Source organism: Streptomyces sp. NPDC085596, from assembly GCF_044541565.1.
Lineage (GTDB): Bacteria > Actinomycetota > Actinomycetes > Streptomycetales > Streptomycetaceae > Streptomyces.
The window spans coordinates 1,029,580-1,050,850 of record NZ_JBITTC010000001.1; the positions used below are offsets into that span (position 1 = coordinate 1,029,580).

General features: G+C 71.9%; 19 protein-coding genes and 3 tRNA genes. 14 read left to right on the forward strand and 8 right to left on the reverse strand.

Translation table 11 applies throughout. The features are described from left to right. The first annotated feature begins 1 nt into the window (after window position 1). The 3 genes from ACIGA3_RS04690 (at window position 2) to ACIGA3_RS04700 (ending at window position 1,133) form a co-directional block, all read left to right on the forward strand. The gene (locus tag ACIGA3_RS04690; protein ID WP_399710496.1) at window positions 2–373 is read left to right on the forward strand and encodes a hypothetical protein; all 372 of its coding nucleotides are present in this window, start codon (window positions 2–4) and stop codon (window positions 371–373) included. 63 nt (window positions 374–436) lie between these two features. Further along, window positions 437–1,069 carry a bifunctional DNA primase/polymerase gene (locus ACIGA3_RS04695; protein WP_399710803.1) on the forward strand — a complete coding sequence of 211 codons (633 nt, stop codon included), beginning with the start codon at window positions 437–439 and terminating at the stop codon, window positions 1,067–1,069. Continuing rightward, window positions 1,060–1,133 (forward strand) — tRNA-Lys (locus ACIGA3_RS04700). The genes ACIGA3_RS04695 and ACIGA3_RS04700 overlap by 10 nt, the downstream gene beginning before the upstream one ends. A gap of 53 nt (window positions 1,134–1,186) precedes the next feature. Here ACIGA3_RS04700 and ACIGA3_RS04705 read toward each other — a convergent pair. Beyond that, entirely contained in the window at window positions 1,187–2,401 is a 1,215-nt protein-coding gene (locus tag ACIGA3_RS04705) for a M6 family metalloprotease domain-containing protein (RefSeq protein WP_399710804.1), read from the reverse strand. Window positions 2,402–2,770: 369 nt separating this feature from the next. Here ACIGA3_RS04705 and ACIGA3_RS04710 point away from each other — a divergent pair, with 369 nt between their 5' ends. Beyond that, window positions 2,771–4,588 (forward strand): putative bifunctional diguanylate cyclase/phosphodiesterase, encoded by a 1,818-nt coding sequence (locus ACIGA3_RS04710; RefSeq protein WP_399710498.1) that lies wholly within the window; start codon window positions 2,771–2,773, stop codon window positions 4,586–4,588. Here ACIGA3_RS04710 and ACIGA3_RS04715 read toward each other — a convergent pair. Continuing rightward, window positions 4,567–5,655, reverse strand: coding sequence for an LLM class flavin-dependent oxidoreductase (locus ACIGA3_RS04715; RefSeq protein ID WP_399710500.1), 1,089 nt, complete (start codon window positions 5,653–5,655; stop codon window positions 4,567–4,569). The genes ACIGA3_RS04710 and ACIGA3_RS04715 overlap by 22 nt on opposite strands. Window positions 5,656–5,747: 92 nt before the next feature. Continuing rightward, complete coding sequence (locus ACIGA3_RS04720; protein ID WP_399710502.1) at window positions 5,748–6,479, reverse strand: decarboxylase; 732 nt, start codon at window positions 6,477–6,479, stop codon at window positions 5,748–5,750. Between the two features lie 239 nt (window positions 6,480–6,718). Here ACIGA3_RS04720 and ACIGA3_RS04725 point away from each other — a divergent pair, with 239 nt between their 5' ends. From ACIGA3_RS04725 to ACIGA3_RS04755, 7 genes are all read left to right on the forward strand, one after another. Further along, complete coding sequence (locus ACIGA3_RS04725; protein WP_399710504.1) at window positions 6,719–7,675, forward strand: D-2-hydroxyacid dehydrogenase; 957 nt, start codon at window positions 6,719–6,721, stop codon at window positions 7,673–7,675. Between the two features lie 64 nt (window positions 7,676–7,739). Further along, window positions 7,740–8,666 (forward strand): ectoine/hydroxyectoine ABC transporter substrate-binding protein EhuB, encoded by a 927-nt coding sequence (ehuB, locus tag ACIGA3_RS04730; protein WP_399710506.1) that lies wholly within the window; start codon window positions 7,740–7,742, stop codon window positions 8,664–8,666. Then, window positions 8,663–9,379: an ectoine/hydroxyectoine ABC transporter permease subunit EhuC gene (gene ehuC / locus ACIGA3_RS04735; RefSeq protein WP_399710508.1), complete on the forward strand. Its 717-nt coding sequence runs from the start codon at window positions 8,663–8,665 to the stop codon at window positions 9,377–9,379. The genes ehuB and ehuC overlap by 4 nt, the downstream gene beginning before the upstream one ends. Then, window positions 9,376–10,026: an ectoine/hydroxyectoine ABC transporter permease subunit EhuD gene (ehuD, locus tag ACIGA3_RS04740; protein ID WP_399710510.1), complete on the forward strand. Its 651-nt coding sequence runs from the start codon at window positions 9,376–9,378 to the stop codon at window positions 10,024–10,026. Before ehuC ends, ehuD begins: the two co-directional genes overlap by 4 nt. Then, window positions 10,016–10,789, forward strand: a complete 774-nt coding sequence (gene ehuA, locus ACIGA3_RS04745) for an ectoine/hydroxyectoine ABC transporter ATP-binding protein EhuA (protein WP_399710512.1) — start codon at window positions 10,016–10,018, stop codon at window positions 10,787–10,789. The genes ehuD and ehuA overlap by 11 nt, the downstream gene beginning before the upstream one ends. A gap of 229 nt (window positions 10,790–11,018) precedes the next feature. Further along, a complete protein-coding gene (locus ACIGA3_RS04750; RefSeq protein WP_399710514.1) occupies window positions 11,019–11,777 on the forward strand; it encodes an IclR family transcriptional regulator in 759 nt (252 codons plus the stop codon). 84 nt (window positions 11,778–11,861) lie between these two features. Continuing rightward, window positions 11,862–11,935, forward strand: a tRNA-Lys gene (locus tag ACIGA3_RS04755). 58 nt (window positions 11,936–11,993) lie between these two features. Here ACIGA3_RS04755 and ACIGA3_RS04760 read toward each other — a convergent pair. From ACIGA3_RS04760 to ACIGA3_RS04775, 4 genes are all read right to left on the reverse strand, one after another. Further along, window positions 11,994–12,431, reverse strand: a complete 438-nt coding sequence (locus tag ACIGA3_RS04760) for a DUF3592 domain-containing protein (protein WP_399710516.1) — start codon at window positions 12,429–12,431, stop codon at window positions 11,994–11,996. 88 nt (window positions 12,432–12,519) lie between these two features. Continuing rightward, entirely contained in the window at window positions 12,520–13,134 is a 615-nt protein-coding gene (locus tag ACIGA3_RS04765) for a lytic polysaccharide monooxygenase (protein WP_399710518.1), read from the reverse strand. 137 nt (window positions 13,135–13,271) lie between these two features. Then, window positions 13,272–14,411, reverse strand: coding sequence for an SPFH domain-containing protein (locus ACIGA3_RS04770; protein WP_399710520.1), 1,140 nt, complete (start codon window positions 14,409–14,411; stop codon window positions 13,272–13,274). Window positions 14,412–14,497: 86 nt separating this feature from the next. Continuing rightward, on the reverse strand, window positions 14,498–15,808 hold the full coding sequence (locus ACIGA3_RS04775) for a peptidoglycan-binding protein (protein WP_399710522.1): 1,311 nt from the start codon (window positions 15,806–15,808) through the stop codon (window positions 14,498–14,500). 186 nt (window positions 15,809–15,994) lie between these two features. Between ACIGA3_RS04775 and ACIGA3_RS04780 the strand changes: the two genes are divergently transcribed. The 3 genes from ACIGA3_RS04780 to ACIGA3_RS04790 all read left to right on the forward strand — a co-directional run bounded on the left by ACIGA3_RS04780 (window position 15,995) and on the right by ACIGA3_RS04790 (window position 20,280). Then, a tRNA-Lys gene (locus tag ACIGA3_RS04780) sits at window positions 15,995–16,068 on the forward strand. A 394-nt stretch (window positions 16,069–16,462) separates the two neighbouring features. After that, complete coding sequence (locus tag ACIGA3_RS04785) at window positions 16,463–18,349, forward strand: glycosyltransferase family 2 protein (protein WP_399710524.1); 1,887 nt, start codon at window positions 16,463–16,465, stop codon at window positions 18,347–18,349. Beyond that, a complete protein-coding gene (locus ACIGA3_RS04790) occupies window positions 18,346–20,280 on the forward strand; it encodes a galactose oxidase-like domain-containing protein (protein WP_399710526.1) in 1,935 nt (644 codons plus the stop codon). The genes ACIGA3_RS04785 and ACIGA3_RS04790 overlap by 4 nt, the downstream gene beginning before the upstream one ends. Here the strand turns inward: ACIGA3_RS04790 and ACIGA3_RS04795 are convergent. Next, on the reverse strand, window positions 20,277–21,266 hold the full coding sequence (locus ACIGA3_RS04795) for a glycoside hydrolase family 6 protein (RefSeq protein ID WP_399710528.1): 990 nt from the start codon (window positions 21,264–21,266) through the stop codon (window positions 20,277–20,279). The two genes, ACIGA3_RS04790 and ACIGA3_RS04795, sit on opposite strands and share 4 nt — an antisense overlap. Window positions 21,267–21,271 lie beyond the last annotated feature (5 nt).

Here is a 21,271-nt window from a genome sequence, read left to right on the forward strand (position 1 = left end):
CATGGCGGAGCCCTCGCCGCGTCGGAACGAACCGCGGCTACGCCCCGCGCCCCTGCTCTTCGAGCCCGCGGAGGCGGCCGCCGATCCGGAGCACTTCTTCGACCTGGAGTCGATGGACGACCCCCGCGCGCTGCTGACGCGGGCCACCGAGCTGACCCAGGCGTTCCGCGCGGCGGCCGACCGGGCCATGGAGTTCCAGGCCGTGGCGGCGGCCCAGCTGGCCGACCCGCGCCGGTTCGACCGGCTGACGGCGGCGGACATCGCCGAGCGGGCGGAGTGGACCGAGGACTACGCCAAGAAGATGGTGGAGTTCGGCCGGGACCTGCTGCGGGGCGCGGACCCCGAGGGCCGCAGAGCGGCCGATCCGCACTAGCGAGGGACCGCCCCGCGCATCTGGCATATGCCAGGCGGGCAAGATACCCCCTCCCGCCCCCTCCTGTCCCCAATTTCCGCAACCCAGGGAAACCGGCCGCTCACCGGCGGTAGACCTGTGTGCATGACCAGTGCACCGGACGTCACCGCCACCACCGCCGAGGGAGCCGCCTGGCTCGCCTCCGCCGGCACGTATCCGCGCAGCACGCTCGCCTTCTGGGAGGAGCGGCCCGGCGCCCCCGTCGTGCTGCCCTGCGGCACGGTCTTCGACGTGGTGAGCGCGCCCGCGGTGTTCGGGCGCCGGATGCTGGACCGGCTGTGGGAGGAGGGGCCGGGCTGCGGCCCGGTCGCGGTGCACCGGGGCCGGACCCTGCTGTTCGCGGCGCCGGGCACCGCCCAGCGGCTGCCCTCGCTGCTGGCCTGGGAGGAGTGGGGCCCGCGTACCCACGCCGTACCGCCGCTGCTGTGTCACGGCACCGGGGACGCGGTGACCGTCCCGGCGCTGGAGAGCGACGCCTCCCCGGCTCCCGCGGGCTCCCGCTGGCTGGTCGCCCCGGACACCCGGCACCCCTGGCTGCCCGGCCCCGAGGTGATGCTCTGGGCGGCGGTGCGCGCGGCCCGCGCGGCGGCCCGGTTATCGATTTTTCCTCCCGCCGACCAGGATGCTAAGGTCTACGACGTCAGCAGGCGCCGCTAGCTCAGTTGGTTAGAGCAGCTGACTCTTAATCAGCGGGTCCGGGGTTCGAGTCCCTGGCGGCGCACAGACAACGAAGGCCCTCGCGCGAGCGGGGGCCTTTCGCGTACCCCCGTGCCCTCAAGCGCCCTCCCCCGGTGTGATCCGTACCGTCCACGCCCCGGCCGCCGTGCGCTCCTCGACCTCCACCCGTACCCCGTCCCCCGGGACCGTGAAGCTCTCCCCCAGCGAGACGGGCGCGTCGGCCAGTGGCGGATAGACGGAGTTCTCCCAGCACGCCTCGGTGCGCGGATGCGCGTCCACCACCTCGATCGGACCGTCCCCGGACTCGACGCCGGCGCGCACCCGGTAGACGAGGATGCCCTGCTTGCACGCCGTACGGTCGTTCCCGGCCGGGCCGCGTGCCTCGAAGGCGAGGGCGGTGTCCGGGCCGGTGCGCACCACGGCGAGCTTGGTGCCGTTGCCGAGCCCGAAGGCCGGGGTTCCGGCCGCTCCGCGCACCGGGACGCCGGGTCCGGCCGCGAGCGGCTCCAGGGTGAGCCGGGTCGGGCCCGCACCCCGTACGCAGGCCACCTGGCGGGGGCCCAGCCAGCCCAGCTTCCACTTGTGCCAGCCGAACAGGTCCGGGGCCTCGCCGAACTGGCTGCCCATCAGGTCCCAGTCGCCGACATGGGTGTCCCAGTCGTCCTTGGAGTCGGTCGGGCGGTGGTAGAGGTCGGGGAGGTCGAAGACGTGCCCGGTCTCGTGGGCCAGCACCAGCCGGTCGGGCGGGTGCTGCTCGAAGACGGTGACGACCCGGCGTACGTCGCTGCCGTCCAGCCGGACGGGCGAGTCGAGGTTGACCACCTTGGTCGCGTCGGAGTCCACGCCGGGCGCGTCCGGGTCGGCCACCAGGTAGACCACGTCGTAGCGGGAGAAGTCCAGCGCCTTGTCGGCCACGGCGAACGCGTCCCGCAGATAGGCGGAGCGGTCCGAGGCACCCCAGTCCCGCTTTATGGCGTACGCGGTCGACGGGCGCGGCATCCGCAGCCAGCGGTCCAGCGGGTGCGGGCGCAGGGTGAAGCGGCCGTAGGACGACTGCTCGAAGTAGCGGCTGGTGGCCGGGAAGTGGTCGGCGGTCAGCTCGGCCGGGGTGGTGCGCGGGGTGGCGTCCGGGAAGGACAGGAAGACCAGGGCCGCGTCCAGGCGGCCCTCGGGGCGGGGGTAGGCGGAGTTCCAGGTGTCCAGGCCCTCGGAGTGGTGGGCGTCGGTGCGGTGCAGCGCGCAGGGCTCGGGCGAGAAGGGTTCGGCCACCGAGGGGCCGGTCAGGATCGAGGTCGCGGCGAGCGCCGACATCGTGGTGGCCACGGCGGCGGCGCTGCGCAGCTTGAGCACGTCTGGGACCTCCGGTCGCGGTTCGCGGGACACCGCCACCCAGACTGTGTGCTTATGTTGCGCTATGCCCTGTTTACCTGAACCGGAAGGGTGAGTACGCCCGTTTGCCCGTCCGGTGGGCACCCGGCGGCCGACACCCCGAACCACTCACGGAACGTCACAAGTGGTCGTGGGCCTCAAGAACCCGTCCAGGTCCGGGCAGAAACGATCTGTCAGGAGGGCGGGTCGGTCGGGGAGACTGGAGACCGGCTGGAAGGGGCCGGGACCAGCCTCTATGATCGGCACACTTTCCGGCACGGACTGGGATCGAGTGCACTGCGGGAGCGAGCGGTGAGCGGAACGTCCGAAGGGCCGACGCCCGCGGCAGACCTCGACCGGTCAGCCGTGACAGACGGTGACCACATGACCTACCACCGGGTCTTCACGACGGCCCCGCTCCCCATGGCCGTGGTGACCCCCGACGGGCTGGTCGCCCACGCCAACACCGCCCTGGGAGCGCTGCTGGGCACATCCGCCGAGGCACTGGCCGGACGCCCCGCCGCCGACCTCGTCGACCTGGCCCCCGACCCGCGCACCCGGCACGCCTATCGCGAGGTGCTCGGCGGCCGCCAGGACCGGCTGCGCTGCACCCGGCGCCTCAAACAGCCGGACGGCGACCCCGTGTGGGTGCGGATCACCGTCACCCCGCTGACCGAGGGCACGCCGGGCGCCCTGCTGTCCGTCTCCGACATCAGCGCCCGCCGTGAACTCCAGGCGCGCCTCAGGCACTTGCGGATGCACGACCCGGTGACCCGGCTGCCCAACCGCACCCTGTTCTTCGAGCGGCTGTCGGCCGCGCTGGAGGCGGAGCCGGAGGACGGCAGCACCGGCACCGGACGGATCGGCCTGTGCTGTCTGGACCTCGACGGCTTCAAGGCGGTCAACGACACCCTGGGCCATCGCGTCGGCGACCGGCTGCTGGAGGCCGTGGCCAAGCGGCTGACCCATGTGGCCGAGGAGACCGAGGGCGCGCGGGCCGGCGCCCCGCTGGTGGCCCGGCTCGGCGGCGACGAGTTCGCGCTGCTCGTGGAGGACTCCACCGGCACCGAACAGCTCTCCGACCTGGCCGCCTCGGCGCTGCGGGCGCTGGAGGAGCCCTTCGACCTGGCGGGCCGGCGGCTGTCGCTGACCGCGTCCATCGGGGTGGTCGAGCGGCACACGGCCGGGACGACGCCGACCGGTCTGATGCAGGCCGCCGACACCACGCTGTACTGGGCGAAGGCGGACGGCAAGGCCCGCTGGACCCTGTTCGACCCCGAGCGCAACGCGCACCGCGTCACCCGTCAGGCGCTGTCCTCCACGCTGCGCCCGGCCATCGAGCGCGGGGAGTTCGCGCTGGAGTACCAGCCGCTGGTCGGCATGGAGGACGGGCGGCTGAGCGGGGTGGAGGCGCTGGTGCGCTGGCATCACCCGCAGTTCGGGATGCTGACGCCGAATCGGTTCATCCAGCTGGCCGAGGAGGACGGTTCGATCGTGCAGCTCGGCCGCTGGGCACTCGTCACCGCCTGCCGCCAGGCCCGGCAGTGGCAGCTCGCCCATCCGGACGAGCCGCCCATCTTCGTCAGCGTGAACGTGGCCGTGCGCCAGGTGTGGGACTCCGACCTGGTGGCGGACGTGGCCGGCACGCTCAGCGAGACCGGGCTCGCCCCGCAGCTGCTCCAGCTGGAGCTGACCGAGTCGGCCGTGATGGGCTCCGGCGGCCGCCCGATCCAGGCACTCCAGGCCCTCAGCGACATGGGGGTGCGCATCGCCATCGACGACTTCGGCACCGGCTATTCGAACCTGGCCTACCTCAGCCGCCTCCCGGTCTCGGTGCTGAAGCTGGACGGGTCCTTCGTACGCGGCTTCCAGTACGAGGGCGGCGACCCGGGCCGGGCCGGCACGACGGCCAACCCGGCCGACGAGGTGATCGTGGAGGCGATGATCCAGCTGGCCCACCGCCTCGGGCTGACCGTCACCGCCGAGTGCGTGGAGACCTCCGCGCAGGCCACCCGGCTGCGCCGGATCGGCTGTGACACCGGGCAGGGCTGGCTGTACTCCCGCCCGGTGCCGCCGGACCGCATCACGGAGCTGCTCGGGGTGCAGAGCTACGCGGCGGGCAGGCCGTAGGCGTCGGCGATCAGCTCGTAGGAGCGCAGCCGCAGCTCGCCGCGGTGGGCGTGGCTGGTGAGCATCAGCTCGTCGGCGCCGGTGCGCTTCTGCAGGTCGTCGAGGCCCGCGCGGACCTCGTCGGCGGTGCCGTGCACGATGTTGCGGGTGAAGGAGGCCGCGAACTCCTCCTCCATCGGGCTGAATTCGTGCCGGGCCGCGTCCTCGGGGTCGGGGAAGAGCCCGGGACGGCCCATGCGCAGCCGGAGCATGTTGAGCGCGGTCGCGCGGACCTGCCGGCCCGCCTCGGCCTCGTCGTCGGTGGCGAGGGCGGAGACGCCGATGAGGGCGTAGGGCTCGGCCAGCACCGCGGAGGGGCGGAAGTTCTCCCGGTACAGGTCGAGCGCGGGGATGGTGTTCTGCGCGGAGAAGTGGTGCGCGAAGGCGAAGGGCAGGCCGAGCATTCCGGCCAGTTGGGCGCTGAAGCCGGAGGAGCCGAGCAGCCAGATCACCGGCCGGTGCGGGGACTGCGTCCCGCCGGGCGTACTGCCCTGCACGGGGCCGGGGATGGCGTGGATGCGGGCGTAGGGGTGCCCGTCGGGGAAGTCGTCGTCGAGGAACCGGGTCAGCTCGGCGAGCTGCTGCGGGAAGTCGTCGGCGCCCTCGTTCAGGGTGTCGGAGCGGCGCAGCGCGGCCGCGGTCGCCCCGTCCGTGCCCGGCGCCCGGCCGAGGCCCAGGTCGATCCGGCCCGGCGCCATGGCCTCCAGGGTGCCGAACTGCTCGGCGATGACCAGCGGGGCGTGGTTGGGCAGCATGACGCCGCCCGAGCCGAGCCGGATGCGGTCGGTGTGGGCGGCGAGGTTCGCCAGGATGACGGCGGGCGAGGAGGAGGCGACGCCCGGCATCGAGTGGTGCTCGGCCACCCAGTACCGGTGGAAGCCGCGCGCCTCGGTGAACCGGGCCAGCGCCACGCTGGTGCGCAGCGCGTCGGTCGCGGTGCTCCCGGCTCCCACGGTGACCAGGTCGAGTACGGAGAGGGGGACGGGGGCGGTGCCGTGCACGGCGCCCCGGATCTCGTCTGCCGGCACGGTGGATGCCTCCTGTTTACGGCGTGCTCTGTCCTGCGTCCCGTAACAGGAGGCTGTCCCCGCTTATTCCCCCGGCCGGGCCGGGACGCTGGTCAGAGCTGTACGACGGGCTCTCGGGTGAAGAGGGTGCCGAGGGTGTCGGTGCGCAGCCGGCGGTCGGCCAGCCGCAGCCCCTCCCACACCGAGACCTGGGACGCCGTGAGCACCGGCTTGGCCAGCTCGGCCTCCAGGGCGGACAGATGGGCGGCGGTGCGCAGCGCGGTGTCCGGCAGCAGCACCGCCTCGGCGTCCGGGGTGTCGGCGGCCCGGGCCAGGGCGAGCAGTTCGGCCTCGCCGCCGTTCACGGCCCGCTCGGCGGTGGTGGCGTCGGGCTCGTCGGTTCCGGTCACCTCCAGCCCGCCGTCGGTGAGGAACGCGCGGAAGAGGGCGGCGGTCGCCGGTGGGTAGGCGTGGGCGACGGCGACCTTGCGGACGCCGAGCGCCTGGGCGGCGTGCACGAAGCCCAGCGAGGTGGAGGAGGCGGGGAGTCCCGCCTGCCGGGCCAGTTCCGTCACCTCGGCGTGCGCGCCCTTCCAGCCGTGCGCGAAGCCGCCCGCCGGGCTCGTCCAGACCACCGCCTCGGCGCCGGTCAGCCGCAGCCCCTCCATGGCCGCCGCGAGCCGTCCGGCGAAGTCCGCGCCGTGCAGCGGGTCCACCGCGTGGGCGTCCTCGCCGGTGCCGGTGTGCACCAGGTCCAGCCGGACCGCACCGGCGAGCAGTTGCTCGACGCGCGGATAGTCGTCCTCGCCGCGATGGCCCGGGCAGAGGAATCCGATTGCTGTCATGTCGGCCTTTCTCCGTGTTACTCAGGGCTGTTCCCTGCGTCTTCCCCCGCTTCCCGCGAGGGCGCTCCGCGTGGCCCGCACGGCGGTACGGGCGCCCCCGCCGGAGGTTCGGGTACCCAGCGGGAGCCGGATCGCCCCCTGAAGGGCGCGGCCCGTTGACGGCGCCGGGTGCGCGTGCCAGCGTGGGTCGACCTCGCGCGAAGTACGCGGGCCCCGGACTCGGGAGGTGTGGCAGGCCGATGCCCGTCCCGACCCGTCCCACCCTGCTGGTGCTGGACGCCGATCCGCCGCCGAGGCTGGGCCGGCTCACCGGCCGGGCCCGTGTGCTGCACACCGGTGACGAGGGGCTGGCCGCGCTGCTGCCGGAGGCGGACGTGCTGCTGGTGTGGGACTTCCGGTCGCGGGCGGTGCGCGAAGCGTGGCCCGGCGACGGGCCGCGTCCGGCCTGGGTGCACACGGCGAGCGCGGGCGTGGACCATCTGATGTGCCCCGAACTGACCGCCTCCGGCACGGTGGTGACCAACGCGCGCGGTGTCTTCGACCAGCCGGTGGCCGAATACGTGGCCGCGCTGGTGCTGGCGGCCGCCAAGGACCTGCCGCGCACGGTGGACCTCCAGCGGGACCGCGTCTGGCGGCACCGCGAGACCCGCCGGGTGGCGGGCACCCGCGCCTGCGTGGTCGGCTCCGGGCCGATCGGCCGCGCGATCGCCCGCACGCTGAAGGCGCTCGGGGTGACGCCCGCGCTGGTGGGCCGGGTGCCGCGTACCGGCGTGCACGGCCCGGCCGACCTGGACCGGCTGATCGCCCGCGCCGACTGGGTGATCGCCGCCGCTCCGCTGACCGGGCAGACGTACGGCATGTTCGACGCGCACCGCTTCGGGGTGATGCAGCCCTCGGCGGTCTTCGTCAACGTCGGCCGGGGCGAGCTGGTGGACGAGCCGGCGCTCGCCGAGGCGCTGCGCAGACGCTGGATCGCGGGCGCGGCACTGGACGTCTTCACCACCGAACCCCTGCCCGGCGAAAGCCCGTTGTGGCACCTGCCCGGCCTGCTCGTCTCCCCGCACATGAGCGGTGACACGGTCGGCTGGCGCGACGAACTGGGCGCACAGTTCGTGGAGCTGTACGAGCGGTGGGCGGCCGGAAAGGAGCTGGTCAACGTGGTGGACAAGAAGCGCGGTTACGTGCCGGGGCACTGAACTCCCCCTCTGCGGCTGGATATCGGCGCGCATGACCCGTGCGGGCCTGGGTAGCGGCGCCGCCATGGCTTCTCGACTTGGCAAGGACACGGAAAGAATCCGGCCGGTGCGCCTGCGCGAGAGACGGGCGGTGCTGCTGGGCGCGCTGGCACTGGGCGGGGTGGGTGCGCTGGGCGCGACGGGCTGCACGCGGGTGGCGGCCGCGTCCGGCGAGAACGGCGGCGACCTGCTGGACCGGCTGCGCGCCCAGAGTGTCGTACGGCTGGGAATCGCCGGTGAGGTGCCCTTCGGGTTCATCGACCGGGACGGCAAGCTGACCGGCGAGGCGCCCGAACTGGCCGGAGTGATCTTCAAGCGGCTCGGGGTGGAGCGGGTGCAGCCGGTGCCGACGGAGTTCGGCTCGCTCATACCCGGCCTGAACTCCCAGCAGTTCGACGTGGTGGCCGCCGGGATGTACGTCAACCCCGAGCGCTGCCGGCAGGTGATCTTCGCCGACCCGGACTACCAGATGAAGGACTCCTTCATCGTCCGCAAGGGCAACCCCAAGGGCCTGCGCTCGTACCGGGACGTGGTGGAGAAGAAGGCGAAGTTCGCCACCGGCTCCGGGTACGCCGAGATCCAGTACGCGGTCGAGGCGGGTTACCGGGAGAGCGACATCCTGATCGTGCCGGACCAGGTCGCCGGGCTGAACGCGGTCGAGGCCGGGCGGGTCGACGCGTTCGCCGGTACGGCGGTCACCGTCCGCGAGGTGGTCAGGAAGTCCCGGAAGACGGAGGCCACCGAGCCGTTCGCGCCGCTGGTGAAGGGCGAACAGCACGTCGACGGGGGCGCGTTCGCGTTCCGGCCCATCGAGACCCGGCTGCGGGACGCCTTCAACACCGAACTGCGCGAGCTGAAGCGGACCGGTGAACTGCTGCGCATCCTCAGGCCGTTCGGCTTCACCGCGGCCGAGATGACGGACCTCACCGCGAAGGAGCTGTGCGGCGGATGACCTCGGGACTGTGGGAACTCGTCCTCCGGGGCGCCTGGACGACCGTCCAACTACTGGTATTGAGCGCGCTGTTGGCGGCTGCGATGTCCTTCGCCGTCGGCATCGCGCGCACCGGCCGGCGCCGGCTGGTGCGCTTCCTCGCGGGTCTGTACACCGAGGTGTTCCGCGGCACCTCGGCGCTGGTGATGATCTTCTGGGTGTTCTTCGTGCTGCCCATCGCCTTCGGCTGGCAGCTGGTGCCGCTGTGGGCGGGCACGCTGGCGCTCGGGCTGACGTACGGCGCGTACGGGTCGGAGATCGTGCGCGGCGCGCTGAACGCGGTCGACCCGGCGCAGCGCGAGGGCGGGATCGCGCTCGGCTTCACCTCCTGGCAGCGGCTGCGGCTGATCATGCTGCCGCAGGCGGTGCCGGAGATGATCCCGCCGTTCTCCAACCTGCTGATCGAGCTGCTCAAGGGCACCGCGCTGGTGTCGGTGATGGGCATGGGCGATCTGGCGTTCAGCGCCAACCTGGTGCGGCTCGCCCTCCAGCAGAGCGCGGAGATCTACACGTACGTCCTGCTGATCTACTTCGTGATCGCGTTCGGGCTGACCCGGCTGATGCGCTCGCTGGAGAAGCGGCTGAAGGCGGGGCTGGGCCAGGGGCCCGCCGCTGAGCCGGTGGTGCGGGGACCCGAACCGGCCGGGACGAGCAAGGTGGGTGGTGCCGCGTGAAGTGGGACTGGAACGCCGTGGGCGACTTCATGCCGTACTTCTGGCAGGGGCTGCTGGTCACGCTCCAGGTGGTGGCGCTCGGCTCGCTGCTGTCGTTCTCGCTGGGGCTGGGGTGGGCGCTGCTGACGCGGGTGCCGTCGCGGTGGGTGCGCTGGCCGGTCGGTGTGGTCACCGAGTTCGTGCGCGACACCCCGCTGCTGGTGCAGCTGTTCTTCCTGTTCTACGTGCTGCCCGAGTGGGGCGTGACCTTCTCGGCGCTGACCACCGGTGTCTTCGCCATCGGGCTGCACTACTCGACGTACACCATGCAGGTCTACCGGGCCGGGATCGAGGCCGTGCCGGTGGGCCAGTGGGAGGCGGCCACCGCGCTGAGCCTGCCCCGCCGGCGGATCTGGACCACGGTGATCCTGCCGCAGGCCCTGCGGCGGGTGATCCCGGCGCTCGGCAACTACGTGATCTCCATGCTGAAGGACACCCCGATGCTGATGGTGATCACCGTGCTGGAGATGCTCGGCCGGGCCCGGCTGTTCTCGCAGGCGAACTTCCAGTTCACCGAGCCGCTGACCGTGATCGGCGTGGCCTTCATCGTCCTTTCCTACCTGGCCTCCCTTCTTCTGCGAGCACTGGAGCGACGCCTTGTCCGCTGACATCAACCCGCCCAAGCAGAACCAGTCCGGTGAGCTGATCCGCCTGGAGAAGGTCACCAAGCGCTTCGGCGCCAACACGGTGCTCGACCAGCTGGACTTTTCCGTGGACGCGGGCAGACATGTGACCCTGATCGGCCCCTCCGGGTCGGGCAAGACCACGATCCTGCGCCTGCTGATGACGCTCACCGAGCCGGACGAGGGCACCATCACCGTGGACGGCCAGGCGCTGTTCCCGGCGCCGGAGAAGCAGGTCCGGGAGGTGCGCAAGAAGATCGGGATGGTCTTCCAGCACTTCAACCTGTTCCCGAACATGTCCGTGCTGCGCAACATCACCGAGGCGCCGGTCCAGGTCCTCGGGCTGTCCAGGGACGAGGCGGAGGCGCGGGCCCGCGAGCTGCTGGAGCTGGTCGGGCTCTCCGACAAGTGCGACGCGCGGCCCACCCGGCTCTCCGGCGGCCAGCAGCAGCGGGTGGCGATCGCGCGGGCGCTGGCGATGCGGCCGCGGGTGCTGCTGCTGGACGAGGTGACCAGCGCGCTCGACCCGGAGCTGGTCGCGGGCGTGCTGGACGTCCTGCGTGACATCGCGCGCGGCACCGACATCACCATGCTCTGCGTGACCCATGAGATGGGCTTCGCGCGGGACATCTCCGACCAGGTGCTGATGTTCGACCAGGGACGGGTGGTGGAGTCCGGGCCGCCGGAGAAGATCTTCGGTGATCCGGAGCAGGAGCGGACGCGGGAATTCCTCAGCGCGGTGCTGTAGACGCGGCTCCCCGGGGCGGCGGTCGGGGAGGGTGAAGGCGGGAAGCCGAGGTCCAGGCATTGGATGATGCCCAGGGCATATGCCAGAGGGCCGCCGGTGCAGCTCGGAGGGGCACCGGCGGCCCTCGGATCTCGGCAACACCCCCTCCCTGACCGCCGCTTGACCGCTACCGTGGAAGCGATCCGCCGACCGGATCTCGCGGCCAAGGAAGCGAGCGCAGGGGGAAACCGTGGCGCTGATGCACGAGCCGACCGCCCCGTACCACTCGGCCCAGGACGCGCTGCGCGTGCTGGAGACCGTGGCCCGCCACCCCGCCGGGGTCGCCGGGGCCGGACTGGCCCGCGAGGCCGGTCTGGACTCAGGGCGGCTGACCGCCCTGCTGCGCATGCTGTGCCGTGAGGGGTACGTCGAGCAGACCTCCGACGGCGCCTATGTCACCGGCGACACCCTGCGCCGCCTCACCTCGGCCCACGACCACGAGCGCGCCCTGCGCGAGAAGCTCCAGCACACCCTGGACGGGCTGCGGGACTCGGTCGGCGCGGCCGTCTACATCAGCCGGTACGAGGACGGCGAGGTCCACGTCACCCAGTACGCGGCCGGACCGAGCGCCCCCGCGGTCAACGAGTGGGTCGACTTCCGCTCCTCCGCCCACGCCACCGCCGTCGGCAAGAGCCTGCTGACCCAGCTGGACCACGACGCCCGGCGCGACCATCTGTCCCGGCACCGGATGGCCCGGCTGACCTCGCACACGATCACCAGCGACAAGCTGCTGCTCTCCCGGCTGGAGTCCCAGCCGCCCACGGTCCCCGTCCTGGACCTCCAGGAGTACGCGGTCGGCACGGTCTGCGCGGCCGTCCCGATCACCGCCGGGTCCTCCGTCGGCTGTCTGGCCGTCTCCCTGCCGGTGGAGCGGGCGCACCGGCTGCGCCAGGCCGCGGACGCCCTCAACCGGCACGCGGCCCCGGTCCTGCTCTCGCTCGCCCTGTAGTCCCGGCGGCGGTCGGGAGCACCCCCGGGGACCAGGTAGTATTTTCTCTGTCGCCGGCCGCGAACAGCGGACGGCGGGAGTCATGCGCCGCTAGCTCAGTTGGTTAGAGCAGCTGACTCTTAATCAGCGGGTCCGGGGTTCGAGTCCCTGGCGGCGCACAATCACCGAGGGCGGGTCGAGAAATCGATCCGCCCTCGGTGTTTTCCCCGGCCTTCGCTAGAGGGCCGAGTGGGCGGAGACGGCGAAGAGCACGCACCCCACGACCATCACGCCCAGGAAGACGATCAGGCCCCCGGTGCCGAGGATCAAGCGCCCCCGGGACGGCTCGAGCGCGGTGGCCCACTGCGGCCGCTCCGCCAGATAGCGCACCACGACGTGATCGCCCGCCACCACGGTCGAGTCGCCCCCGACCTCGTCGAACCGGAAGCTCTGGCCCTCGCGGGTGGTGAACTCGTACACATGGTGGAGCGTGCTGCGCACGGCCGCGTCATTGCCGCCGCTCGTCTTCATGTACGTGTTCAGGCAGCGCCCCTCGGCTGTCAGGCCGTGTGCCCACAGCCGGCTGGTGCGCAGGGCGCGGCGGATCACCTGGACCGCGCCGAAGACACATCCGGCCGTGATCACTCCGGGCACGAGGTAGAGCAGTGCGTCCATGAGGCCCCCCTGGGTCGGCACGCCGCTCCGATGGACCGGCGTGCCGTGAACGTACCCATGCCTCAGGGCGGTTGGCCTCAAGCGAAGCTCAGAATGTGACGTCCGAGCAGGCGTAGAAGGCGTTCGTGGTGTCGGCCACGTTCCACACCGCGAGGATCACGTGGTGGCCGGTCAGGCCCCTGGGCAGGGTGCCGCTGTGGCTGAGCGTGGAGGGGGGTCGCTGGCCGTTGTACGGCACCGAGAGGAACGGGGTCAGGTTGAGGTCGGAGCGGGCGAGGGCGTGGTTCTGGTTCCAGCCCTGCTTGGTGACGTAGTAGGTGAAGTCGCTGGTGGCGTGCATGGCGGTGAACTGCCAGCGGAAGGTGTACGACTGGCCGCCGGTGACCCTGGTGGTGGGCCAGGCGCCGCCCGAGGGGGTGTTCGGGGCGTTGAGCTGGCCGAAGCGGCTGTTGCCGCCGCCGCACAGCTGACCGTCGCCGGGGCCGGCGCCGGGGAAGCCCTTGGGGCCCTCGACGCTCTGCGGCTCCCACTGGATGTCGCCGCAGTTGGTCACGGAGCCGTTCTGGCAGAGCTTCTGCCGGCTGACGGGGAGGTCGGTGTAGCCGTGGCCGCTGGCGCCGCCGGTGGAGAGCACGAAGGCGCCGGCCGTGGCCATGCCGAGCACGGCCGCGGACAACGCTGACAACCTGGTCCTGGTACGCATGCTGCCGCTCCTGGGGAACGTCGTGGGGGAAGGCTCACTGCGCTGAGCTGAGCTGAGCTGAGCCGTGCGGTAGGTCCAGACCAAGTGTCAGATTATTGCCGGGAGTTGAACATGTCCATACCATCCGGCGGCACTCGTCAGGCCGGTTCCGCGCGGGCGGAGCAGAACGCCACCGTCAGGTCCCGGACCAGCACCTTGCGCTCGTAGTCGTCCAGCTCGACCAGCCCGCGCGTGGTGAGCCGGGTGACCGTGTCCTCGACCGAGTCCACCACCGAGCTGAGCATGGTGGCCCGCTGCTGGGCGTCCAGCGCGGCGATCCGGCGCCGGTGCATGGCGGCGGCGACCTCGGGCGCGTACTCCACCCGGACCGGCTGCACGGAGAACACCTCCACCCCGACCGGCGCCACGTCCGCCGCCACCAGCCGGGTCAGCGCGTCCCCGGCCGCGTCGGCCCCGCTGCGCGCCCCGCCGGGCAGCTCCACCGGGACCCGAGCGAGCGCGGCCTCCACGCACTCGCGCAGGTAGGTCTCGTGCTCCTCGATGCCGAGCAGCGCCCGCGCGGTGTCCCGCACCCGCCACACCACCAGCACCACCACCCGCAGCGACACCCCGTTCGCGTCGGCCGCGGGCACCGCACCGCTGCGCCAGTGCCGCAGCCGCACATCGGCCCGGCGCCGCCGCAGCAGCGGGTTCATCCACAGCAGCCCGGTGCGCCGGACCGTCCCCCGGTAGCGGCCGAACAGGCCCAGCACCCAGGCCCGCCCGGTGCGCCCGCGCGCCAGCCCGCCGAAGCCGAACAGCCCCAGCGTCCCGGCACCCGCGTACGCCGCCCACTGCGCGGCACCGAGCCCCGCGCCGGGGTGCACGGGCAGTCCGAGCGCGTCCCCGGCGAGCGACGGCAGCACCCCCGCCCACCAGGAAGTGGCCAGGCACCCGGCGACCCCGCCGAGCCCGGCCAGTACCCCGGCGGCGCCGGGCAGCACCCGCGCGGGGCGCTCCTGGAGTTCCGGGTCGGGTCGCAGCTCGGGCCGTCTGCGGACCGGCGCCGGGCGGCCGAGCCGAGGCTGTTCGCCGGTGCCCTGCCGGCGGTTCACCACGGCGGGCCGCCGCACCTCGGGGGCGGGAGCGGGCTCGTCGCGGAAGAGCAGATGGACGGGGATCTCGGTGGTCGCCTCGTTGTGGATCAGCCGGGGCGGCCGGACGGCCGTCCCCGCGCCGCCCGGCAGGCTCTCCGGGTGATCCTCGGACTCGTGGGTGTGGGGTGTGGTCGTGCTCATGGGTGCCTCCAGCCTCCGCGCCAGATGCGTCATGACAAGGGATGCCGGACTGCGCGCGGACGCGGAGCCCGGGGTGACCGGGCGCCTCAGCCGAACAGGCGGCGCCAGGTCTCGGGGCCCGGATAGCCGTCCGCCGCTCCACCGCGCCAGCCCTGGGCGCGCTGGAAGGCTTCCACGGCGCGCCGGTCCGCCTCGCTCCAGCGCGGTCCGGGCCCGGTGGCGTAGAACCTGCCGAATCCTTTCTTCACCAGTTGCCGCCCCAGCTGGGTGACGTAGGGGTTGTTCGCGCCCGGCCGGAAGCGGTCCTTGCCGGGGAAGGCGGGCACCCCGCCGGGGCCCGCCGCGCCCGGGGCGATGTCCTTGCCGCCGCCGGTGACCAGCAGTTCCCAGGTGCGCGGGCCGGGCAGTCCGTCGGCGGCGGAGCCGGTCCAGCCCTGGGCCTTCTGGAACGCCTGGGTGGCACGCCGGTCGGCCTCGCCCCAGACCGGGCCGGGCCCCTGGGCGTAGTAGGAGCCGCCGCCCCTGGCGACCAGCATCTCGCCGAGCTGGGTCACGTACTTGTTGTTCGCGCCGGGCCCGAAGTACGAGGTGCCGGGGAAGGGCACCGGGGCGGTCTCCGGCTCGGCGCCCGCGGACCCCGCGGTCACGCCCTTGTAGCGGTAGGGGACGTACTTGGTGGTGTTGTTCCAGTAGGGGTAGGGCGTGCTCTGGCGGCGGGTGTGCGGGGGCGTCTGCTCGTACCCCGTGTAGGCGGTGTGGGTGTAGTCGGTCCAGCCGCCGAAGAGCACGACGTGTGAGCCGTTCTGGGGGTCGGCCGTGTTGTGGAAGAGCAGCATGTCGCCGGGTTGCAGTTCCTCCTTGGTGATCTTCACTCCGAACTGGGCCAGGCTGCCCGTCCATTCGTTGGAGAGCAGGCCCCAGGCCATGGAGACATAGCCCGAGCAGTCCTGGCGATAGCCGTCGGACCAGTAGGCGCTGGTGCTGTAGGGCACCTGGGCGCTCACCCAGAGCTTGGCCCGGTTGATGATCGCGGTCCGGGTGGTGGCCGGGGTCTTGGCCTGCGGCCGCGCGGGCGAGCCGCCCGGACCGTGCAGGGGTGCGGCGGTGCCCTGCGGGGTGGCGGGGCCCTCGTCCGTCGCCGGGGCGCCGGGACGGGCCGTCGAGCGGGGGGCGTCGGGGGCTGCGTGCCGGGGCGGCGGCGAAGTGAGCGCGGTGGCCGCGGGGACGGCGCCGAGCACGGCGGACGCGGCGGCAGCCATGATCACGGCGCCCCGGGCGGCCGGGCGGCCGCCTGAGCGGGCGGACGCCGGCCGGGGGGCGAGCCGCCGCCACCGGACGCAGCCGAGGCAGTCGCAGTCGCTCACCGGATCGAATTCCTCGAACACCGGAGCGGTCATGCGATCTGCCTCACATTCGGGGTGGATATGTCCGCGTGTGTGCACGTTGATCAGTCTCACAACTGTCCGCGTGACGCGCATGTTGACGGTCCGAATGGTGCACACGCGCCGCCGGCCCACCCCCCTGGGCGGTCGGCGTTGGTCGGGACCACCCTGGCAGGTCCTGTAGAGTTTTCCCGTCAGCAGGCGCCGCTAGCTCAGTTGGTTAGAGCAGCTGACTCTTAATCAGCGGGTCCGGGGTTCGAGTCCCTGGCGGCGCACAGACAACGAGCAGGCCCCCCGTGCGAACGGGGGGCCTGCTTGCGTTTCTGGTCATCACAATGAACGGTTTTGACCGGTAAACAACATGTTTCGCATCTTGCGATCATGCTCGTCGACATAGAACCCTGTTGTCCACGATGCCGTGGAAGCACGGCAGTTGGGGGGAAGTGCCGGTCGCGCACCGGCGGGGCGAAGGGGCCCCGCCGGAGTCGGAGGTCCTGGGGGGCATCCCGCGCCGCGACCGGAGCATCGCCGTTCCCTGTTCTGCTCACGGTGAGTCAGGGCGTGGTCACGGCGGCATGCCATCGAGCCGCCCTCGACGGCCTGGGGAGGTCCGTCGCGGACGGAAGGACCGACGAAACACGCGCTGACCCGCGTGTGGGGGGATGACTCATGACGGATGATCCGTCACGGACCACAAGACCGAGAACCGTCTCGCACCGGCCCGGCCGGGTCGCGGAGAGCCTGCCGAGATACGACTACGAGCACTACAGCAGGCTCGCCGGCCCGCTCACCCAGCCGCCCGCCGACGAGCCCTACACCGTGCGCTACCGCTCGCTGCTCTCGCAGGAGCCGCACCGGATACGCGCCGCGCTCATGCTGGGCGCCGCCCCGCTGCTCTCGCTCGTCCTGCTGGCCTGGCTGCTCCAGCCGGAGCACTGGACCGAGCGTGACTACCCCGCCTACGGCTTCCTGCCGGCGCTGGACACCGTCATGCTGGTCTCGATCGGCCTGATCGAGTTCTTCCGCTGCATGAACGTGCTGTCCAACGCGCACGCCACTCTCGTCGCCCGCGACCCGGTGCCGGTGGTGCCCGAGGCCGGTACCCGCGTGGCGTTCCTGACCTCCTTCGTGCCCGGCAAGGAGCCGCTGGAGATGGTCACCCGGACCCTTCAGGCGGCCGTACGGCTGCGGCACCGGGGCCTCATGCACGTCTGGCTGCTGGACGAGGGCGACGACCCGGCCGTCAAGGAGGTCTGCGCCCGGCTCGGTGTCCGCCACTTCAGCCGCAAGGGCGTGGCGAAGTGGAACCAGCCCTCGGGACCGCACCGCGCGCGGACCAAGCACGGCAACTACAACGCCTGGCTGGACGCGCACGGCGACGGCTACGACTTCTTCGCCTCCGTCGACACCGACCACGTCCCGCTCCCCAACTACCTGGAGCGGATGCTCGGTTACTTCCGCGACCCGGACGTCGGTTTCGTCATCGGCCCGCAGGTGTACGGCAACTACGACACGTTCGTCACCAAGGCCGCCGAGTCGCAGCAGTTCCTCTTCCACGCGCTGATCCAGCGCGCCGGGAACCGCTACGGCGCCCCGATGTTCGTCGGCACCTCCAACGCGGTGCGGATCGGCGCGCTGAAGCAGATCGGCGGGCTGTACGACTCGATCACCGAGGACATGGCGACCGGCTTCGAGATGCACCGGGCGAAGAACCCGGCCACCGGCCGCAAGTGGCGGTCGGTGTACACCCCGGACGTGCTCGCGGTGGGCGAGGGCCCGAACGCCTGGACCGACTTCTTCACCCAGCAGCTGCGCTGGTCGCGGGGCACCTACGAGACGATCCTCAAGCAGTACGGGAAGGGCTTCTTCACGCTGCCGCCGGGCAAGCTCTTCAACTACACCATGATGATCATCTTCTACCCGATGTCCGCCCTCAACTGGATTCTGGCCGCCCTGAGTTGCGCGCTCTTCCTCGGCCTGGGCGCCTCGGGCGTGAACATCGACCCCACCGTGTGGCTGATGCTGTACGGCAACGCCTCCGCGCTCCAGATCGGCCTGTACGTCTGGAACCGGCGGCACAACGTCTCCCCGCACGAACCGGAGGGGTCCGGCGGGGTCGCGGGCATGATGATGTCGGCGCTCTCCGCGCCGGTGTACGCCCGCTCGCTGCTGGACGCGGTACTGCGCCGCAAGAGCGGCTTCGTGGTGACCCCCAAGGGCGACTCGGCCAGCCCGGACACGCTGTTCGGGACGTTCCGCATCCACTGGTTCTTCATCGCGGTCTTCGCGGGCTCCCTCACCGCGGGCTTCGCGCTGGGCCACGCCCACCCCGCGATGATCACCTGGGCGGTCTTCGCCCTGCTGATCACCGCCTCGCCGATCCTCGTCTGGCGGTGGTCGCTGCGGCGGGAGCGGGTCGAGCTGGGTGCGGCTGCCGGGCCCGTACCGGAGCCCCTGCCCACGCCGCGCGTCCCCGTGCAGCGCACGGCCCGTGACGGCGACGGGGAGCAGACGATGCGGATCGCCCTGGGCGGGCTGGGGGGAGTGAAGGAATGAGGGACTTCGCCGGCCGCCGCCGCGCCCGCCGACTGGGGATGGGCGCGGTGGTGGTCCTCGCGCTGGCCGGGATGAACGGGCCGTGGCTCTACCGCTTCAGCACCGTGCAGTACCACCAGTACAAGATCAACAAGCCGGAGTACAAGGCCGCCAACGGCCACTGGGAGGTCGTGGAGTTTCCCGAGAAGTACCGCCAGGACACCATCCACGCGGCCCTGCTGCGCACCGGGAAGGTGCTGCTGGTGGCGGGGTCGGGCAACAACCAGGACAACTTCGACGCGAAGAGGTTCGACACCCGGCTCTGGGACCCGGTCAAGGGCACCATCAAGAAGATCCCCACACCCAAGGACCTCTTCTGCACCGGCCACACCCAACTCGCCGACGGTCATCTGCTGATCGCGGGCGGCACCAAGCGGTACGAGAAGCTCAAGGGCGATGTCACCAAGGCGGGCGGCCTGCTGATCGTCCACAACGAGAACCCGGACCGCCCGGTCACCCTGCCCGCCGGCACCCGGTTCACCGGGAAGAGCAACGGCCGCACCTTCGTCTCCAAGGACCCGGTGCTGGTCCCGCGCGCGAAGAAGGTCTTCGACCGCGCGGGCAGGTTCCTGCGCAACGACCCCGGCCTCGGCCGGATCTACGTCGAGGCGCAGCGCAGCGGCGCGAAGTACCAGACGGGCACCCAGGACAACTACCGGGTGCGCGGGCTCACCGGCGCCGAGGCGCGCAACACGTACGGCATCGCGCAGAAGCTGGCGCTCGACAAGAAGGACTTCCAGGGCATCCGCGACGCCTTCGAGTTCGATCCGGTGGCCGAGCGGTACATCAAGGTCGACCCGATGAACGAGGCCCGCTGGTACCCGACGCTCACCACCCTGTCGGACGGCAGGGTCCTCAGCGTTTCCGGCCTGGACGACATCGGCCAGCTGGTGCCGGGCAAGAACGAGGTCTTCGACCCGGCGACGAAGAAGTGGACGTACACGCCGAAGATCCGGCAGTTCCCGACCTACCCGGCGCTGTTCCTGACGCAGAACGGCAAGGTCTTCTACTCGGGCTCCAACGCGGGCTACGGCCCCGATGACGTGGGCCGGGGGCCTGGCGTCTGGGACGTGGCCAGCAACGAGTTCACCGAGCTGCCGGGGCTGAGCGATCCCGGCCGGCTGGAGACCTCGGGCACGGTGCTGCTTCCTCCGGCGCAGGACGAGCGGTTCCTCGTGATCGGCGGGGGCGGGGTCGGCGAGTCCAGGCTGTCCAGCAGGAAGACCCGGCTCATCGACCTCAAGGCGCGCGATCCGCACTTCGTGGACGGGCCTTCACTGGACAAGGGCACCCGGTATCCGCAGGCTTCGGTGCTGCCCGACGACACCGTGCTGGTGTCGGGCGGTTCGGAGGACTACCGGGGGCGCGGTGACTCCGACATCCTCCAGGCGCGGATCTACCACCCGGACAGCGACAGCTTCACCCGGGTCGCCGATCCGCTGGTGGGGCGGAACTACCACTCCGGGTCGATCCTGCTGCCGGACGGGCGGGTGATGTTCTTCGGCTCCGACCCGCTGTACGGGGACCGGGCGAACACCAAGCCTGGCAGCTTCGAGCAGCGGATCGAGATCTACACCCCGCCCTACCTGTACCGGGATTCCCGGCCCTCGCTGGGCAAGGGGCCGGAGAGCATCGCGCGGGGCGGCTCGGGGACGTTCGTCTCGCAGCACGCGCCGAGCATCCGCAAGGTGCGGCTGATCCGGCCGAGCGCGGCCACGCATGTGACGGATGTGGATCAGCGGTCGATCGCACTGGACTTCAGCGTCTCCGGCGACCGGATCACTGTGCGGGTGCCGGGGAACCGGAATCTGGTGCAGGCGGGGTGGTACATGCTGTTCGTGGATGACGATCAGGGGACGCCGTCGAAGGCTCGGTGGGTGCGGGTGCCCTAGGGGGTCAGGTCCAGGGCGTACTCCGGCCACCAGGCCCCCGCCTTCGGGCCCCCCTTGCATTCGCCGTCCGACTCTCCTGGGCGCTTCACCCACAGGTAGGCGTCGACCATGGGGTCGGCCGTCTTCGTGGTGGGGGGCTCGCCCAGGGCCCTTCCCGGTGGGTTGCACCAGCGTTCCTCGGGGGCGCCTTCCGTGTACGGGCCGTTGCCGTTGCGGCTGGTGTCGATGACGAAGTGCTTGTCGCCGACCTTGGCGGCCAGGCGCTTGCCGTAGGCGATGGAGTCCGTCGTGGAGTAGAAGTTGGAGACGTTGACGGCGAAGCCGTCGGCGTCCTCCACGCCTGCCGACTTCAGCGGGGCGAAGATCTGGTCGGGGTGGCCCCAGCCCGCGTTGCCGGCGTCCAGGTAGACCCTGGTGTTCTTCAGGGACGTGAGCGTGGTGACCGCGCCCTTGAGGAGGTCGTAGCGCTCCTCGTGGAACTCCTCGGGCGTGCAGCCGTCCACCAGGTGGAGCAGGGCGTCCGGTTCGAGGACGACGGTGGCGGCGCGGTCCCCGATGCCGCGCGCGACCCCGTCGATCCAGGCCCGGTAGGCGGCTCCGTCGGCCGCGCCTCCTTGCGAGTACTGGCCGCAGTCGCGGTGCGGGATGTTGTAGAGCACCAGCAGGGCGGTACGGCCGGACTTGGCGGCGGCCTCGGTGTACCCGCGTGCCTCCCCCTCCGGGTTCTCCGGGCCGATCCACTCCCCCACCGGCTGCTCGGCGATCCTCCGTATCCGCGCGGCCTCGGTCTTCTTCCCGGCCTTCTCGTAGGCGGCGACCTGGCGGGCTGCGTTGCCGTCGGGGTTGACCCAGTAGGGGTCGGCGGCTGTGGGCCGCTGGGTGATCGGCGCTCCCCCGGCGCCGTCATCCCCTGAAGAACACCCGGCCGTCAGCAGTGCCGCCCCCAGCAGCACCACGGACGCCCGAGCCCCCCATTTCTCGTACATGCGAT

Excerpts from the sequence above, each read along its gene's own strand:
- ACIGA3_RS04720 (WP_399710502.1), bottom strand. The coding sequence starts at position 6,479 with ATGACAGCAATCGGATTCCTCTGCCCGGGCCATCGCGGCGAGGACGAC.
- ACIGA3_RS04725 (WP_399710504.1), top strand. The coding sequence starts at position 6,719 with ATGCCCGTCCCGACCCGTCCCACCCTGCTGGTGCTGGACGCCGATCCG.
- ACIGA3_RS04760 (WP_399710516.1), bottom strand. The coding sequence starts at position 12,431 with ATGGACGCACTGCTCTACCTCGTGCCCGGAGTGATCACGGCCGGATGT.
- ACIGA3_RS04795 (WP_399710528.1), bottom strand. The coding sequence starts at position 21,266 with ATGTACGAGAAATGGGGGGCTCGGGCGTCCGTGGTGCTGCTGGGGGCG.
- ACIGA3_RS04785 (WP_399710524.1), top strand. The coding sequence starts at position 16,463 with ATGACGGATGATCCGTCACGGACCACAAGACCGAGAACCGTCTCGCAC.
- ehuC (WP_399710508.1), top strand. The coding sequence starts at position 8,663 with ATGACCTCGGGACTGTGGGAACTCGTCCTCCGGGGCGCCTGGACGACC.
- ACIGA3_RS04790 (WP_399710526.1), top strand. The coding sequence starts at position 18,346 with ATGAGGGACTTCGCCGGCCGCCGCCGCGCCCGCCGACTGGGGATGGGC.
- ehuB (WP_399710506.1), top strand. The coding sequence starts at position 7,740 with ATGGCTTCTCGACTTGGCAAGGACACGGAAAGAATCCGGCCGGTGCGC.
- ACIGA3_RS04770 (WP_399710520.1), bottom strand. The coding sequence starts at position 14,411 with ATGAGCACGACCACACCCCACACCCACGAGTCCGAGGATCACCCGGAG.
- ACIGA3_RS04775 (WP_399710522.1), bottom strand. The coding sequence starts at position 15,808 with ATGACCGCTCCGGTGTTCGAGGAATTCGATCCGGTGAGCGACTGCGAC.
- ACIGA3_RS04690 (WP_399710496.1), top strand. The coding sequence starts at position 2 with ATGGCGGAGCCCTCGCCGCGTCGGAACGAACCGCGGCTACGCCCCGCG.
- ACIGA3_RS04765 (WP_399710518.1), bottom strand. The coding sequence starts at position 13,134 with ATGCGTACCAGGACCAGGTTGTCAGCGTTGTCCGCGGCCGTGCTCGGC.
- ACIGA3_RS04705 (WP_399710804.1), bottom strand. The coding sequence starts at position 2,401 with ATGTCGGCGCTCGCCGCGACCTCGATCCTGACCGGCCCCTCGGTGGCC.